Origin of the sequence: Amycolatopsis antarctica, from assembly GCF_002262875.1 — a bacterium.
Lineage (GTDB): Bacteria > Actinomycetota > Actinomycetes > Mycobacteriales > Pseudonocardiaceae > Amycolatopsis > Amycolatopsis antarctica.
Window position 1 is genome coordinate 308,757 of sequence record NZ_NKYE01000002.1, and the last position, 14,960, is coordinate 323,716.

12 protein-coding genes are annotated in these 14,960 nt (G+C 71.3%); 6 read left to right on the forward strand and 6 right to left on the reverse strand.

Annotated features, from left to right (window positions below; all coding sequences use genetic code 11):
- Positions 1–105: 105 nt before the first annotated feature.
- The 3 genes from CFN78_RS04890 to CFN78_RS04900 form a co-directional block, all read right to left on the reverse strand.
- Positions 106–759, reverse strand: coding sequence for a TetR/AcrR family transcriptional regulator (locus CFN78_RS04890; RefSeq protein ID WP_094861355.1), 654 nt, complete (start codon positions 757–759; stop codon positions 106–108).
- A 362-nt stretch (positions 760–1,121) separates the two neighbouring features.
- Complete coding sequence (def, locus tag CFN78_RS04895) at positions 1,122–1,622, reverse strand: peptide deformylase (RefSeq protein WP_094861356.1); 501 nt, start codon at positions 1,620–1,622, stop codon at positions 1,122–1,124.
- A gap of 72 nt (positions 1,623–1,694) precedes the next feature.
- On the reverse strand, positions 1,695–6,338 hold the full coding sequence (locus tag CFN78_RS04900; protein ID WP_094861357.1) for an ATP-dependent helicase: 4,644 nt from the start codon (positions 6,336–6,338) through the stop codon (positions 1,695–1,697).
- A gap of 189 nt (positions 6,339–6,527) precedes the next feature.
- Between CFN78_RS04900 and CFN78_RS04905 the strand changes: the two genes are divergently transcribed.
- Positions 6,528–8,423 (forward strand): Hsp70 family protein, encoded by a 1,896-nt coding sequence (locus CFN78_RS04905; RefSeq protein WP_094861358.1) that lies wholly within the window; start codon positions 6,528–6,530, stop codon positions 8,421–8,423.
- A gap of 3 nt (positions 8,424–8,426) precedes the next feature.
- On the opposite strand, the gene CFN78_RS30055 is transcribed toward CFN78_RS04905, so the two are convergent.
- A complete protein-coding gene (locus CFN78_RS30055; RefSeq protein ID WP_276307321.1) occupies positions 8,427–8,555 on the reverse strand; it encodes a hypothetical protein in 129 nt (42 codons plus the stop codon).
- Between the two features lie 42 nt (positions 8,556–8,597).
- Here CFN78_RS30055 and CFN78_RS04910 point away from each other — a divergent pair, with 42 nt between their 5' ends.
- The 3 genes from CFN78_RS04910 to CFN78_RS04920 all read left to right on the forward strand — a co-directional run bounded on the left by CFN78_RS04910 (position 8,598) and on the right by CFN78_RS04920 (position 10,749).
- Entirely contained in the window at positions 8,598–8,792 is a 195-nt protein-coding gene (locus tag CFN78_RS04910; RefSeq protein WP_094861359.1) for a DUF3046 domain-containing protein, read from the forward strand.
- 229 nt (positions 8,793–9,021) lie between these two features.
- Positions 9,022–10,062 carry a recombinase RecA gene (gene recA / locus CFN78_RS04915; RefSeq protein ID WP_094861360.1) on the forward strand — a complete coding sequence of 347 codons (1,041 nt, stop codon included), beginning with the start codon at positions 9,022–9,024 and terminating at the stop codon, positions 10,060–10,062.
- 150 nt (positions 10,063–10,212) lie between these two features.
- Positions 10,213–10,749 carry a regulatory protein RecX gene (locus tag CFN78_RS04920; protein WP_094861361.1) on the forward strand — a complete coding sequence of 179 codons (537 nt, stop codon included), beginning with the start codon at positions 10,213–10,215 and terminating at the stop codon, positions 10,747–10,749.
- Positions 10,750–10,800: 51 nt separating this feature from the next.
- Here the strand turns inward: CFN78_RS04920 and eda are convergent, their stop codons facing one another.
- Both eda and edd read right to left on the reverse strand, forming a co-directional pair.
- Complete coding sequence (eda, locus tag CFN78_RS04925) at positions 10,801–11,424, reverse strand: bifunctional 4-hydroxy-2-oxoglutarate aldolase/2-dehydro-3-deoxy-phosphogluconate aldolase (RefSeq protein WP_094861552.1); 624 nt, start codon at positions 11,422–11,424, stop codon at positions 10,801–10,803.
- 62 nt (positions 11,425–11,486) lie between these two features.
- Positions 11,487–13,364 (reverse strand): phosphogluconate dehydratase, encoded by a 1,878-nt coding sequence (edd, locus tag CFN78_RS04930; protein ID WP_094861362.1) that lies wholly within the window; start codon positions 13,362–13,364, stop codon positions 11,487–11,489.
- 446 nt (positions 13,365–13,810) lie between these two features.
- On the opposite strand from edd, the gene CFN78_RS04935 reads away from it, so the two are divergent.
- Together CFN78_RS04935 and CFN78_RS04940 are read left to right on the forward strand one after the other, a co-directional pair.
- The gene (locus CFN78_RS04935) at positions 13,811–14,101 is read left to right on the forward strand and encodes a hypothetical protein (RefSeq protein ID WP_094861363.1); all 291 of its coding nucleotides are present in this window, start codon (positions 13,811–13,813) and stop codon (positions 14,099–14,101) included.
- Positions 14,098–14,931 carry a hypothetical protein gene (locus CFN78_RS04940; RefSeq protein ID WP_094861364.1) on the forward strand — a complete coding sequence of 278 codons (834 nt, stop codon included), beginning with the start codon at positions 14,098–14,100 and terminating at the stop codon, positions 14,929–14,931. The genes CFN78_RS04935 and CFN78_RS04940 overlap by 4 nt, the downstream gene beginning before the upstream one ends.
- Positions 14,932–14,960: the final 29 nt, after the last annotated feature.

Here is a 14,960-nt window from a genome sequence, read left to right on the forward strand (position 1 = left end):
TCAAAGTGTGCGCGCGACTGATCGCCGGTGGAGGTACCGGGAGTCCGGCCGGCGGGCGCGGGTGTCGCCCGTGATGACGAGGACGGCGCGTGCGGGTCGCGGAGTTCAGCCGCCGGCGGGTGCCGAGCTGGCCTGGCCGAGGTGTTCGATCACCTGCGAGACGTGCTCGACGAACCGGTCCACGGGCAGTGCGACCCGCCGCTCCAGCCAGACCTGGTACAGGAAGGCGAGCGCGCCGAACACCGCCTGCGAGTTCAGTTCGACATCCAGATCGTCGCCGCCGGGCCGGGAACCGCGCAGCGCCCCGGCGATCGTCACGGTGAACTCGTCGACGAGTTCGATGGCACGGGTGGTGAGTTCGGGGGCGGCCATCGACTCGACGAACAGCACCCGGCCGCGGCGTGGGTCAGCGGTGACGAAACCGGTGAACGCGCGGACCGCGTGCCGGATCAGGGCGTGGAACTCGCTCGGCCCCTCGTCGAGTGAGGCGATCAGTGTGTCCCTGGCCGAGGCGGTGGTCGCCTCCAGTACCGCGACGAGCAGATCCGCGCGGCTGGCGAAGTTCTCGTAGAAGTACCGTTCGGTGAGCTTCGCCTCGCGGCACACGCCGCGCATCGTGACGGCGGCGGCGCCCTCGGCGCCCAGCACGGCGAAGGCGGCGTCGATCAGCTGTTCCCGGCGCCGGGACTGCCGTTCGTCCGCCCCCACCCCGCGCCAGGGACGGCGCGGTGCCTTCGACGGGTCCGTTCCGGCGGCCATCGGTCCATCCTGTCACGCGCGTTCCGCCGGGTCAGGGCTCAGGTGCGCGGTGCGGGACCGTCCGGGCGGGAGATCGCCACCGGATCATGACGATCTCGCCGACACCGAGCTCTCCTGGCCGGCCCGCCTGGCCGCCACGTGGAATTCCATTGTGGACGGTGTGGGTCGGGCCAGGCCCGGTACCGCCACGACGCGTCCGCGGCCCGCTCAGCGCCGGGTGGAACGATCCGCCGTCGAGGGCTCCTGCTCGCCGGTCCGCGTCCGGCGAGGCCCCGGCTCCGGCGCAGGTGTTCCGGACGGTGACCGTCTCGCGCGGTCGATCCCGCCGGTGACGACCGACGAGCGGCCGCCGACGGCGTGGGTCAACCGTTCCAGAACCACGACGTACCACGTGCCTGCTTGAACGCCTGACGCTTGCGATCCGCGGTGAGCCGGTCGAGATACAGCACCCCGTCGAGGTGGTCGGTCTCGTGCTGAAGGCACTGGGCGAGCACGTCCCTGCCCTCCACGGTGATCGGCTCGTTGCGCAGGTCGACCCCGCGCACCACGGCGCGCTGCGCCCGTTCGGTCGGGAACCGCAGCTCCGGCACGGACAGGCATCCCTCGCCGATCTCGTGCGTCTCCGCCGAGAGTTCCACGATCTCCGGATTGATCACATAGCCGGACAGGCCGTCGACGTCATAGCTGAACACCCGCATCCCGACACCGATCTGCGGTGCGGCGAGGCCTGCCCTTCCCGGCGCTCTCACCGTGTCCATCAGGTCCGCCACCAGGGCCTGGGTGGCCTTGTCGAAGGTCTTCACCGGGTCACACGCCGAGGTCAGCACCGGATCCCCGAAGTAGCGCAGTTCGCGCACTGCCATGACAGTTCCCCTCCCAGTGTGCTCGCGCCGCAGTCTAGAGAGCCCGCTCCGGCCCTGGCGTTCCCGGCCCGGTCACTGGGCGCGCAGCCGCAGGCCCTTCGGCGTTGCCCGGAAACCGGCTTCCCGCAGCACCACGGCGAGCTCCGAGGTCAGCGCCTGTTCGCCGTCGGCGCGCTGCACCGCCAACTGGCCCAGCCATCCGTCCCGGACGGCGCCGGTCAGCGCGTGCGCCGCGGCCCGCAGCGTGTCCGCGTCCTCGGTGAACGACAGCAGCGAGCGCCCGCCCCGCTCCACGTAGAGCACCGGGACACCGTCCACGAGCACCGCCAGCGCCCCGGCCTTGCGCGCGGGCCGGTGCTTGGTGTCGCCCAGGGCCGCGGGCCAGGACAGGGCGGCACCGTAGGGCTGCGCGGGATCGGTGGCCGCCAGCACCACCGCGCCCGTCCTGTCCCTGGGAGCGCCGGAATCCGCGAGTGCACGCAACTGGTCGACCGCGCCGCGCGCCGCGAACTGCGCCGCGCCGAGTCCTTCCACGACGTACCCGCGCACCACCTGCCCGGAGTCCTCCATCCCACGGAGAACCTTGTATACCCCCGAGAAACCACCGGTCACCCGCTCGGTCTCCAGCGCGCCCCTGGTGAGTACCCCGTGCCGTTCCAGGAACGCCTCGGTCCGGGCCAGAGCCCGCCGGGTCGGATCGGCGGCTCGGGGCTGCACGAGCGCCCACCGTCCGGCGACGGTCGGCGGGCCGGTCCGGGACGGCATCGCCGGACGCCCCGCCCGCAGCCGGGCATACCGTCCTCGCGGTGCCGACCGCCGCGGCTTGTGCGCGGCCCCGCGCCCGGCCACCTGCGCACGCAGCGGGGCGAGTGTGTCGCCGGTGACCACGCCCGCCCACACCAGGTCCCACAGCGCGGCCACCACGTCGCCGTCTCCCGGCGCGGCCTCCAGCAACGGGGCCACCCGGTCGGTGAGCTGCCGGAAGAACAGCGCGCCACCATCCAGCGCGGAGACCACGGCGGCGTGCAGCGGGCTCTCCGGCGGGTCGTCCTCGGGATCCGGCAGCAGTAGTTCGGCGACGTCGGACGGGGCGAGGGCCACCCAGCCGTCGCTGCCCGGCAGCGCCCCGCACCCGCTCCAGGTCACCTCGCCCGCCGTGGTCAGCTCGTCCAGCAGCGCGGGGTGATAACCGGGGAGCCTGCCCGGCAGCACCAGCGATTCCAGCGCGCTCGCCGGCAGCGGCGCTCCGGCGAGTTGTTCCACCACCGACAACACGTCGTCGGCGGTCGGCGCCGACCGCAATCGTGCGCCGATTCCGTGCCAGGCGGGCAGGAACCGGCCCAGCGCCGCCGGTTCCACCGGCTCGACCTCCGCGCGCAGCCTGGCAAGCGAGCTCCTGCGCAAGCGGCGCAGTACCGCCGCGTCGCAGTACTCCATGCCGGTACCGGACGGTTCCGGACTCAGCTCGCCGCGCACCAGCCTGCCCTCGCCGGTCAGCCGGTCCAGCACGCCGGAGACCACCGCCGGGCCGAGCCCGAACCGCTCCGCCGCCCGGGACACCGCGAACGGGCCACGGGTACGGGCGAACCGCGCGAGCAGGTCACCGAGCGGATCGGCGACGGGTTCGGTGAACGCCTCCGGCACACCGACCGGCAGCGCCACTCCGAGCGCGTCCCGCATCCGGCCGGAGTCCTCGATGGCGATGAACCGCTCGGCCCCGGCGATCCGCACCCGGATGGCCCGGCGTGCCGTCTCCAGCTCGGCCAGCCACCCGCTCTCGATACCGCGCTCGGCCGCCTCCTCGACGGACAGGTCACCGAGGAAGCGCAACAGGTCCGCGGCGTCCTCGGCGTGCCGCGCGTGCCGGTCGGGATCGAGCCGCTGCAGCGAGCGCTCGACCTCGGCGACGACCTCCGCGTCGAGCAGTTCCCGGATCGCCTCGGTGCCCAGCAGTTCCGCCAGCAGCGTCGAGTCCAGTGACAGTGCGGCCGCCCGGCGCTCGGCCAGCGGTGCGTCGGTCTCGTAGAGGAACATACCGACGTAGCCGAACAGCAGGCTGCGCGCGAACGGCGAGGGCGACGGCGTCTCCACCTCCACCACCCGGATCCGCCGGGCGTGCACGTCCGCCATGAGGTCCCGCAGCCCGCCGACGTCGTACACGTCCTGCAGACATTCCCGCATCGCCTCCAGCACCACCGGGAACCGTTCGTACTTCGCCGCGACCGAGAGAAGCTGGGAGGCGCGTTGCCGTTGCTGCCACAGGGGAGTGCGCCTGCGCGGGTCGCGCCGGGGCAGCAGCAGCGATCGCGCCGCGCACTCGCGGAACCGGGACGCGAACAGCGCCGAACCGCCGACCTCGGCCACGATCAGGGCCTCTACCTCCTCGGGATCGAGCAGCACGTCCTCGACACCGACCAGTACCGACCCCCCGTCCTCGTCGAGCGCGTCCGGCAGCCGCAGCACGATCCCGTCGTCGGAGTGCGCGACCTGGGCGTCGACCCCGCGGTTCTCCCGCAGCCGTGCCGCGATCGCCAGCGCCCACGGGGCGTTGACCTGCCCGCCGAACGGCGAGTGCAGAACGACCCGCCAGTCACCCAGTTCGTCGCGGAACCGCTCGAGCAGCACCGTCCGGTCGTTCGGCACGTGCCGGGTGGCTTCCCGCTGCTCGTCGAGATAACCGAGCAGGTTGTCGCGAGCGCGCTCGTCCAGCCCCGCCGCCGCGGCCCGCGCCCGCGCCGTCTCGGAGTCCGATGTGGACAGTTCGCGGAGGAAGGCGCCCAGTGCCCTGCCCAGTTCCAGCGGCCTGCCCGGAGCGTCGCCCTTCCAGAACGGCATCCTGGCCGGTTCCCCGGGAGCGGGAACCACCAGTACCCGGTCGTGCGTGATGTCGGTGACCCGCCACGAGGAGGTGCCGAGCAGGATCGTGTCGCCGACCCGCGACTCGTACACCATCTCCTCGTCGAGCTCGCCCACCCGCGATCCTGGCCTGCCTTCCGCCCCCGGCGTCATCACGGTGAACAGGCCCCGGTCGGGGATCGTGCCGCCGGAGGTGACCGCGAGCCGCTGGGACCCGGGCCGTCCGTGCAGTTGCCCGGCGACCCTGTCCCAGGTGATCCGGGCCCGCAGCTCGCCGAAATCCTCGCTGGGGTAACGGCCGGAGAGCATGTCCAGCACGGCGTGCAGCGCGTCGTCGGGCAGGGCGGTGAACGGCGCCGCCCGCCGCACGACCGCCGCCAGTTCCTCCACCCCGCGCGGCTCCAGCGCGACCATCGCGACGATCTGCTGGGCGAGCACGTCGAGCGGATTGCGCGGGTAGCGCACGGCCTCGATGGCGCCCGCGGACATCCGCTCGGACACCACCGCGCAGGACACCAGGTCGCCGCGGAACTTCGGGAACATGACGCCCTGCGAGACCGCACCCACCTGGTGCCCCGCCCGGCCGACCCGCTGCAGGCCGGACGCCACGGTCGGCGGGGCCTCGATCTGCACCACCAGGTCCACCGCGCCCATGTCGATGCCCAGCTCCAGCGAGGAGGTGGCCACCACGCACGGCAGGGTGCCGCTCTTGAGTTCCTCCTCGACGCGGGTGCGCTGCTCACGCGACATCGACCCGTGGTGCGCCCTGGCCACGGTCGCCTCGGCGCCGGTGCTCAGGCCCGACTCGCCGATCGCCTCCGCCGGGAATCCCTGCCCCGCGACCAGTTCTCCCGCCGGAGCGCCACCGGTGGCCTCCGCCGCGAGCTCGTTGAGCCGTGAGGTCAGCCGTTCGGTGAGGCGGCGCGAGTTCGCGAACACGATCGTCGACCGATGGGCGCGGATCAGCTCCAGCACCCGTTCCTCCACCGCGGGCCAGATCGACGGCCTGCGCCCGGCGGTGGCCGGCAGTTCGTCGAGCGGGGCGTCCTCGTCCCCGCTTCCCGGCTCCGGTCCTGGGGCACCCGGGGCGTCCAGGTTGGCCATGTCGTCCACCGGGACCTCGACCCGCACCTCGATCGTCTTGGCGAGTTCTGGCTGCACGACCCGGACCGGCCGGCCGCCGGCCAGGAACGCGGCGACCTCGTCGACCGGGCGGACCGTGGCCGACAGTCCGATCCGCTGGGCAGGCCGGGGGAGCAGTTCGTCCAGTCGTTCGAGCGACAGTGCCAGGTGCGCGCCCCGCTTGCCCCCGGCCACGGCGTGCACCTCGTCGACGATCACCGTCTCCACCCCGCGCAGCGACTCCCTGGCGGCCGAGGTGAGGACCAGGAACAGTGACTCCGGGGTGGTGACCAGCACGTCCGGTGGGGTACGGCTGAAGCCGCGTCGTTCGGCCGCGGTGGTGTCCCCGGTGCGCATGCCGACCTCGATCTCCGGGGCGGGCGAACCGAGCCTGCGCGTGGCCTGCGAGATCCCGGCCAGCGGCGCGCGAAGATTGCGCTGGACGTCCACCGCCAGCGCCTTCAGCGGCGACACGTACAGCACCCGGCAGCGCCGGGTGGCCGACTCCGGGCCGGGGCCGGCGGCCAGCCGGTCCAGTCCCCAGAGAAAAGCCGCCAGCGTCTTGCCCGAACCGGTCGGTGCCACCACCAGCGCGTGCTCGCCGGCGTGCGCCGCGCGCCATGCCCCCTCCTGCGCGCTGGTGGGCGCGGCGAAGGCACCGGCGAACCAGTCACGCGTCGCCGGGGAGAACAGGTCGAGCACGTCCGGCGGACCGGACGTGCTCCCGGAAGCAGCCACGGCACCATCCTCGCGCTCCGCACCGACAGTTTCGGCGGGGGTCACCGATCCGGCGGGCCCGTCCCCGTCCGGGGCACGGGCATGGCAGCATCATCGCGGAGCTGGGCGGATCGTGCCGGTCGCGGCCGGCGGGGCGCGGCGGGCCGCACGGGGCATCCCTGCCCGGCACACGACATGCGAGGGAGAGCTGTGCGGGTCCTTTCGGTGGATCTCGGTACGTCCAACACGGTGGCGGTGCTGTCCGCACACGGACGTGCGCCACGGGTGGTCGAGGTGGACGGCTCGGCGACCATGCCCTCCGCCGTGTTCGCGGGCGAGGACGGCACGCTGATGATCGGCCGGGACGCCGAACGTCGCGCGCGTCTGGACCCGACCCGTTTCGAGCCCAACCCGAAGCGCCGCGTGGACGAGCAGACGCTGCTGCTCGGCGACGACATCGTCCCGGTGAACGAGGCGCTCGCGGCGATCCTGCGCCGGGTGCTGGAGGAGACCTCCCGCCAGCTCGGCGGGGACCAGCCCGACGAGGTGCGGCTGACCCACCCCGCGCAGTGGGGGCCGGTGCGGCGCAACGTGCTGCTCTCCTCCGCGCGCCTGGCGGGCATGGGCCGGGCCGTGTCCCTGGTCCCGGAGCCGGTGGCCGCGGCCGCGCACTTCGCCTCGTTCCCCGGCAAGACGCTCGCCCCCGGTCAGGCGCTCGCCGTCTACGACCTCGGCGCGGGCACCTTCGACGTCGCGGTCGTCGGCGCCACCCAGAACGGGTTCACCGTGCTCGCCGAGGACGGTCTGCCCGATCTCGGCGGGCTGGACGTCGACCAGGCCCTGCTGGTGCACGTGGGCCGCGAGGTCTCGCACCGCGATCCGCAGCGCTGGCAGCGACTGCTGCGCCCGGAGTCCACCCCGGACCGGCGGACCCGGCGCGCGCTGCAGGAGGACGTCAAGGCGGCGAAGGAGGCGCTCTCCCGGCATCCGCAGACCGAGGTGCCGATGCCGGAACCCTTCGCCGACGTGCTCGTCACCAGAGCGGAGCTCGAGGCGCTGGTCCGGCCGGCGATGCTGCGCAGTGTCGAACTACTGGCCAGGACGGTCCGCTCGGCCGGTCTGGCACCCGAGCACCTGGCGGGCATCTACCTGGTCGGCGGTTCGAGCAGGCTGCCGCTGGTCGGTACGATGATCGCCGAGAAGCTGGGGGTCGTCCCGGCGAGCCTCGACCAGCCCGAGACGGCGGTGGCGCTCGGTGCCCACCATGTCGCCGCCGACGGCCTCAGCATGCGGACACAGAACGTCGAGGGGCAGGTCGCCGCCACCGGGACGTACCCACAGACCGCACCGCACCGCACCGGACCGCATGCCGCCCAGGCACCCCCGCCCCCCGGCGGCTACCAGGGGGCACCGCAGTACGGCGGCTACCAGGGCGGCGGCCCCGGCGGACCCGGTGCGTCCGGACAGCAGGCGCCGTCGAACTTCCCCAGTTTCCCGGTGGCGAAGGAGACGGAGAGCGGAGCGGGCGGCCGGAAGAAGCTGCTGATCGGCATCGCGGTGGCCGCCGTGCTGCTGATCGGTGGTGTGGCCGCGTTCTTCCTCGTGCCCTCAGGATCCGCGGCCGCCACCTACACCGCGCAGGAGTGCGCGCAACCCGGCCAGGCCGACGACAAGGGCTTCACCGGCTGCCTGCGCCAGCTCGCGGGCGGGGTCGCCGACGGGCAGTGCGTCACCGGCGCCGGAAACAGTCCCGCCGCTCCCGACCAGGAGAATCTCGGTGTCACCGCTACCTGCTCGGCTCCCGGGCTGGCCGGGGCTCAGGTCACCTACATCCACGGCAGCTCACCCGACCTGCTCTCGCAATACACCGACGGACTGCTCAGCTCCACCGGAGGCGATCAGGTGCAGGCCGACTGGAAGGGCAACGGGCTGACCGGCCGGTACACCGCGGCCGCGGGGCGCAACTCCTCGGTGCTGGTCTTCACCGTGCCGGATCGCCCGCTCGTCGGGTTCATCTACCAGGTGAACTCCACCGACCAGCCGACCGCGTCCAGTCCTTCGGCGATCTCGGACTACTTCGAGCAGAACATCCAGCCGGGGGAGTAACGGCTACCGCTTGCCGCCGCCGTTGCGCTTCCACTGCAGGATGAGCACCACCAGCACGGAGACCAGTGCCGCGATCGAGGCCAGCGTCAGTGCGGTCGAACCCCAGCTCGGCATGTCCTGGGCGATGTCCATGCGGCCACGGTACCCATCCCGGTCGCGGTTACGCTGGAACCGATGCGAATCACGGTGTTCCGGCGGTTGATGTCGGAGGAGTTCGGCGCGTTGCGGGCCGAGACCCTGAGCAGCGACCACGTCCTCAGCGGTCTCGGCGGCCGTACCGTCGAGCAGGCCCTGTCCGCCGGGGTGTCGCCGAAAACGATCTGGGGCGAGGTCTGCTTCGCGTTCGACGTCCCGGCGGAGCGGCGTTAGCGGCGGTGCCCGCTCCGGACGGCCGGAAAAGTCTACGCGGAGGGTGTGTCACTCCGGAGGTCGAACAGGTGTTCGGCTAAGGTGTTGTCCACATCGGGGTCAACGATCCACAGATCGCCGCCTAGGGCCTGGAATTGTCGGCCCCCGCCCGTAGCGTCGCCGACGACAGCTTCAGACAGCTCCGCACAAGCCAAACAGCCCCACAGGCTCAATCAGCGAGGTGGTTTTCATGCCGGCAGCACCGGACAGGGACAAGGCGCTCGAGCTCGCCCTTGCGCAGATCGACAAGCAGTACGGCAAGGGATCCGTGATGCGCCTGGGCGATGAGGGCCGTGCCCCCATCGCGGTGATCCCGACCGGCGCCATCGCCCTCGACATCGCCCTCGGCATCGGCGGGCTGCCCCGCGGCCGGGTGGTCGAGGTGTACGGGCCGGAGTCCTCCGGTAAGACCACCGTCGCGCTGCACGCGGTCGCCAACGCGCAGAAGGCCGGCGGCATCGCCGCCTTCATCGACGCGGAGCACGCGCTCGACCCGGAGTACGCCAAGGCTCTCGGCGTGGACACCGACGCGCTGCTGGTGTCCCAGCCGGACACCGGTGAGCAGGCGCTGGAGATCGCGGACATGCTGATCCGCTCCGGCGCGCTCGACATCCTGGTCATCGACTCGGTGGCCGCACTCGTGCCGCGCGCGGAGATCGAGGGCGAGATGGGTGACTCGCACGTGGGCCTGCAGGCCCGGCTGATGAGCCAGGCGCTGCGCAAGATCACCGGTGCCATGCACAACTCGGGCACCACAGCGATCTTCATCAATCAGTTGCGCGAGAAGATCGGCGTGATGTTCGGTTCCCCGGAGACCACCACCGGTGGCAAGGCGCTGAAGTTCTACGCCTCGGTCCGGCTGGACGTCCGCCGGATCGAGACGCTCAAGGACGGTGGCGAGCCGGTCGGCAACCGCACCCGGGTCAAGGTCGTCAAGAACAAGGTCGCGCCGCCGTTCAAGCAGGCCGAGTTCGACATCCTGTACGGCAAGGGCGTCTCCCGCGAGGGTTCGCTCATCGACATGGGCGTCGATCAGGGCATCCTGCGCAAGTCCGGTGCCTGGTACACCTACGAGGGCGATCAGCTCGGTCAGGGCAAGGAGAACGCCCGTAAGTTCCTGCTGGACAACCCGGACATCGCCAACGAGGTCGAGAAGCGCATCAAGGACAAGCTGGGCATCGGGGCGAAGCTGGACGAGGACGAGATCGTCCCCGCCCCGGTGGACTTCTGATCCGGCAGGGATCTCTGACCCTGCAGTGAGAACGGCCGGTCCGGTGGGTGTGCCGATGCTGTGCATCCACCGGTGTGCGGCCGAGGTCGGACCGGATCCGGTATGGCGCCGCCGCGCCCGGAACGGTCTGTCAGAAGGGGTGTTTCCGGCATGGCCAAGGTCAATCCCGCCGAACTGCCGCCAGAGGAGGCGCGGACCAAGGCGAAGGATGTCTGCTTCGATCTCCTCGCCGCCCGTCCGCGCTCCAAGGACGAGCTGCGGCAAGCGTTGCGGCGCAAGGGATTCGACCCGGAGATCGGTGAGACGATACTCGGCAAGCTCGACCAGGCTGGGCTCGTCGACGACCGGGCGTTCGCCGAACTCTGGGTCCGCAGCAGGCACGGCAACCAGGGCCTGGCCCGCAAGGCACTGGTCGCCGAACTGCGTCGTAAGGGCGTCGACGGGGACATCGCCGCGGAGGCCGCCGACGAGGTGGACCGGGACGCGGAAGACGAACGGGCCCGTGAACTCGTTCGAAAGAGACTGCGCACCATGACCCATCTCGACGAGCAGACCGTCACCCGGCGCCTGCTCGGGATGCTCGGCCGCAAGGGCTACTCACAGGGCCTGTCGTACGCGGTGATCCGCGAGGAGCTGCGCGACCTCGGAGCTGAGTCGACCATGCTGGACGACATCACCACCGACTGACATCACCCCCGCGCGCCACACACACGGCTCGCCGCTGCTGCGTGCCGTCCGTCAGCGAAGGGCCGCGGCCTGCTTCGCGAGAAGTTCGATCTTCCCGAAGTTCCGAGCGGCCACCGCATCTTTCGGTGTCAGCCACGAACCACCGACACAGCCCACGTTCGGCAGGGCCAGATAGCCACCCGCCGAGCCGGCGGTGATCCCGCCGGTCGGGCAGAAGCGCAGGGCGGGTAGCGGCCCCGCGACCGACCGGAGGAAGTCGGTACCACCGGACGCCTCGGCGGGGAAGAACTTCAGCGCACCCAGACCGCGCTCGGCCAGCCGCATGGCCTCCGACACGGTGCTCGCGCCCGGCAGGAACGGCAGACCGGTGGCAGCGGCGGCGTCCAGCACGGCGTCCGTCACCCCGGGGGTGACGAGGAACCCCGCACCCGCCTCGGCCGCCTGTCGCGCGTGCCGCGGTGTGGTCACCGTTCCGGCTCCCACCACGATCTCGGGTACCTCCGCGGCGATCCGGCGGATCGATTCCAGTGCGGTGTCGGTGCGCAGGGTCAGTTCGATCACCGGTACCCCGCCCGCGAGCAGGGCGCGCGCGGTCGGAACGGCGTCGGCCGGGTCGTCGAGGACGACCACAGGCATCACGGGGGACAGGTCGAGCAGGTCTGACCCGGTGGTCACGGAAACCTCCATGGAGTGGATTGTCGTTGCGGCACAAAGGAAATGGTGTTCCGGTCGGTCCGTCAGGACCGGGCACCCGCCGGGACGCCGAAGTGCCCCGGCGTCACCGCGCCGAAGACCGTGGCGCCCTGGTCGGCGGGGCCGACGGCCCGGCGCAACGGCGCGAACAGTTCGCGTCCCGTCCCGACCCAGGATGCCTCGTCCGGCGGACCGTCGACCACCGGACGGGCAGCCAGCTCCGCGGATTCGACGAGCACGTCCAGCTCACCTGCATCGGCGTCGAGCCGGACGACGTCGCCGTCTCGCACCCGGGACAGCGGCCCGCCCGCCGCGGCCTCCGGCGTGAGCTGGATGGCGGCCGGAACCTTGCCCGAGGCGCCGGACATCCGGCCGTCGGTCAGCAGCGCCACCTGGTGTCCGCGATCCATCAGCACGCCCAGTGCGGGAGTGAGACCGTGCAGCTCCGGCATCCCGTTCGCCTGCGGACCCTGGTTCCGGATCACCACGACGATGTCACGATCGAGCTCGCCCGCCCGGAAGGCCACGTCGAACCCTTCCTGTGTGGTGAACACCCGCGCCGGAGCGTGCACCACGCGCCGCTGCGGGGCGACGGCGGACACCTTGATCACGGCCCGCCCGAGGTTGCCGGAGATCATGCGGAGTCCGCCGTCCGGGGCGAAGGGATCGTCGGCGGAGCGCAGGACGTCGCGGTCCAGGCTGCGCGTGGGCACCTCCCGCCAGGTCAGCGTGTCCCCGTCGAGTACCGGTTCGCGGCGGTAGTGGTGCAGTCCGTCGCCGGCCACGGTGCGCACGTCCTCGTGCAGGAAACCGTGGTCGAGCAGGGTGCCCACGAGGAACTGCACGCCGCCGGCGGCGTGGAAGTGGTTGATGTCCGCGCTGCCGTTCGGGTACACGTTCGCCAGCAGCGGGACGATCGCCGAGAGGTCGGCGAAGTCGTCCCAGGTGAGCTGGATCCCCGCCGCCGCGGCGATGGCGACGAGGTGCAGAGTGTGGTTGGTCGAACCGCCTGTCGCCAGCAGCGACACGACGCCGTTGACGACGGCCTTCTCGTCGACCACCTCGGCGATGGGCGTGTACTCCTCGTCCCGGGCCAGTGCGACGACCCGCCGCCCCGCCTCCTCGGTCAGCGCCTTGCGCATCGGGGTCCCGGGATGAACGAAGCTGGCACCGGGCAGGTGCAGGCCCATCACCTCGACGACCATCTGGTTCGAGTTCGCGGTCCCGTAGAAGGTGCAGGTCCCCGCCGAGTGGTAGGACGCCGACTCGGCCTCCAGCAGGTCCTCCCGGGTCGCCTTGCCCTCGGCGAAGAGCTGCCGGACGCGCGCCTTCTCCTTGTTCGGCAGACCGGAGGTCATCGGCCCGGCAGGCACCAGCACGATCGGCAGGTGACCGAACGACAGCGCCCCGATGAGCAGGCCGGGAACGATCTTGTCGCACACGCCCAGCATCAGGGCGCCGTCGAACATCTCGTGGGAGAGCGCGACACCGGTGGCCATCGCGATCACTTCGCGGCTGAACAGGGACAGCTCCATGCCGGCACGGCCCTGCGTGATGCCGTCGCACATGGCCGGAACACCACCGGCGAACTGCGCCACGCCACCCGCCGAGCGGGCAGCGGACTTGATCCACTCGGGGAAGTCCCGCAGCGGCTGGTGTGCCGAGAGCAGGTCGTTGTACGCGGAGACGATCGCGATGCCGGGCTTGCGCAGTCCCCGGATTGCCAGCCTGTCCGAACCCTCGCAGGCGGCGAAACCGTGCGCCAGGTTGCTGCACGCCATCCCCGCACGCGCCGGGCCCTGGGCGCGGGTGGCGGCCATGCGTTCCAGATAGGCGGTGCGGGTCGCCGCGCTGCGCTCGACGAGGCGCCGGGTGACGTCGGCGACGACGGGGTGGACGGGGTCGTGATGCGCACTGCTCATGAAGAATTCCGCCTCGGATCACTGGGGCGTGTCCGGTACTTCCCGGTCGAGGGGATTCGTGATCGAGACGGTTGCCTGGGGGCGGGGATGAGTCCTCGTACCGATGTCGTACTCGGGCTTTCCGCCAGCACCGTCAGGAACCCGTCTCGGCGCGAATACCGCGACCACGGAAATGCCAGACGCGGCCGGGGACTGGTGGTCCGGCGGACGGCGGCACTGACGTCGCTCGGTGGTGACAGCAGCCACACTAACCCAGACACCCGCCCGCAACAAAATCGATCCAGAAGATCACAAAACGTGACCCCCATCACTGAGTCGGCACGCTGGTGTGCTACTTGTCACACTGCACACCGCAAGGCAAGGTCGGTAGCGCGACGCCGCGGCCGCCGGGCACGGCGGAAGGGAAGCAGCGTGGCGCGCGCTACGAATTGACGGAGGTAGAACCGATGACCACCACCGAACTCACGGAACTTCGCCGCACCATCGGGCAACTGCGGCAATGCGTCGGTTCCCTGCGAGCGCGCTACGGGGACGCCCCCGCGGTCCGCAGGCTGAGCAACGACATCGAACGCCTCGACATCGACGCGGTGGAACTCGACCAGGTGCAGCCCGCGCCCCTGCAACGTTCCGCCTCGGCACCGGAGAGCATCGTCGTCCCGGACACGCCGTACGACGAGTCCCTGTGGCACGGCGCCGATGACGAGGGCGTCGGCGGCTACCAGCGTCACCAGCGGTGAGCGCGCCCGCTCGCGGCAGGGCAGGCGGGAGCGGGACCGGAGTGTTCTCGGGCGCACGCGCCCGGATCGCCGACCGGACCCTGCGTACGGACCGGTGGTGGCTGTCGCCACTGCTGACGACCGGCGGACTGGCCGTCTTCGTCGTCTACGCGACGATCCGCTCGTTCATGCGCGACTTCTACTGGGTCGACGCGTATCACTACCTGACGCCGTTCTACTCGCCGTGTCTCAGCGATTCCTGTGTCCCCGGCTCCAGCCATTTCGGCACGCCGTTCGGGGAACTGCCGGGAATCGTCCCGCTCGGATTCCTGGCACTGCCTTTCCTGCTGGGATTCCGGCTCACCTGCTACTACTACCGCAAGGCGTACTACCGGTCCGTCTGGTTGTCGCCGCCGGCTTGCGCGGTCGCCGAACCGCACGCGAAGTACACCGGGGAGACCCGGCTGCCGCTGATCATCCAGAACGCGCACCGGTACTTCTTCTACGTCGCCCTGATCATCTCGCTGGTCAACACCTACGACGCGATCCTGGCCTTCCACGGCGAAACCGGCGGTTTCGGCTTCGGGCTCGGCAACGTCGTCCTGGTGGTCAACGTGGTGCTGCTCTGGGCGTACACGCTGTCCTGCCATTCGTGCAGGCACATCACCGGGGGCAGGCTGAAACACTTCTCCAAGCACCCCGTGCGGTACTGGATCTGGACCCAGATCACCAAACTCAACAATCGGCATATGACGCTGGCGTGGACGACGCTGGGCACCCTCATGCTCACCGACCTGTACGTCATGCTCGTCTCCAGCGGCGCCATCGCCGACCTGCGCTTCGTCAACTGACCGGCGCGGGCCCGCGTGGCGCGCGAACA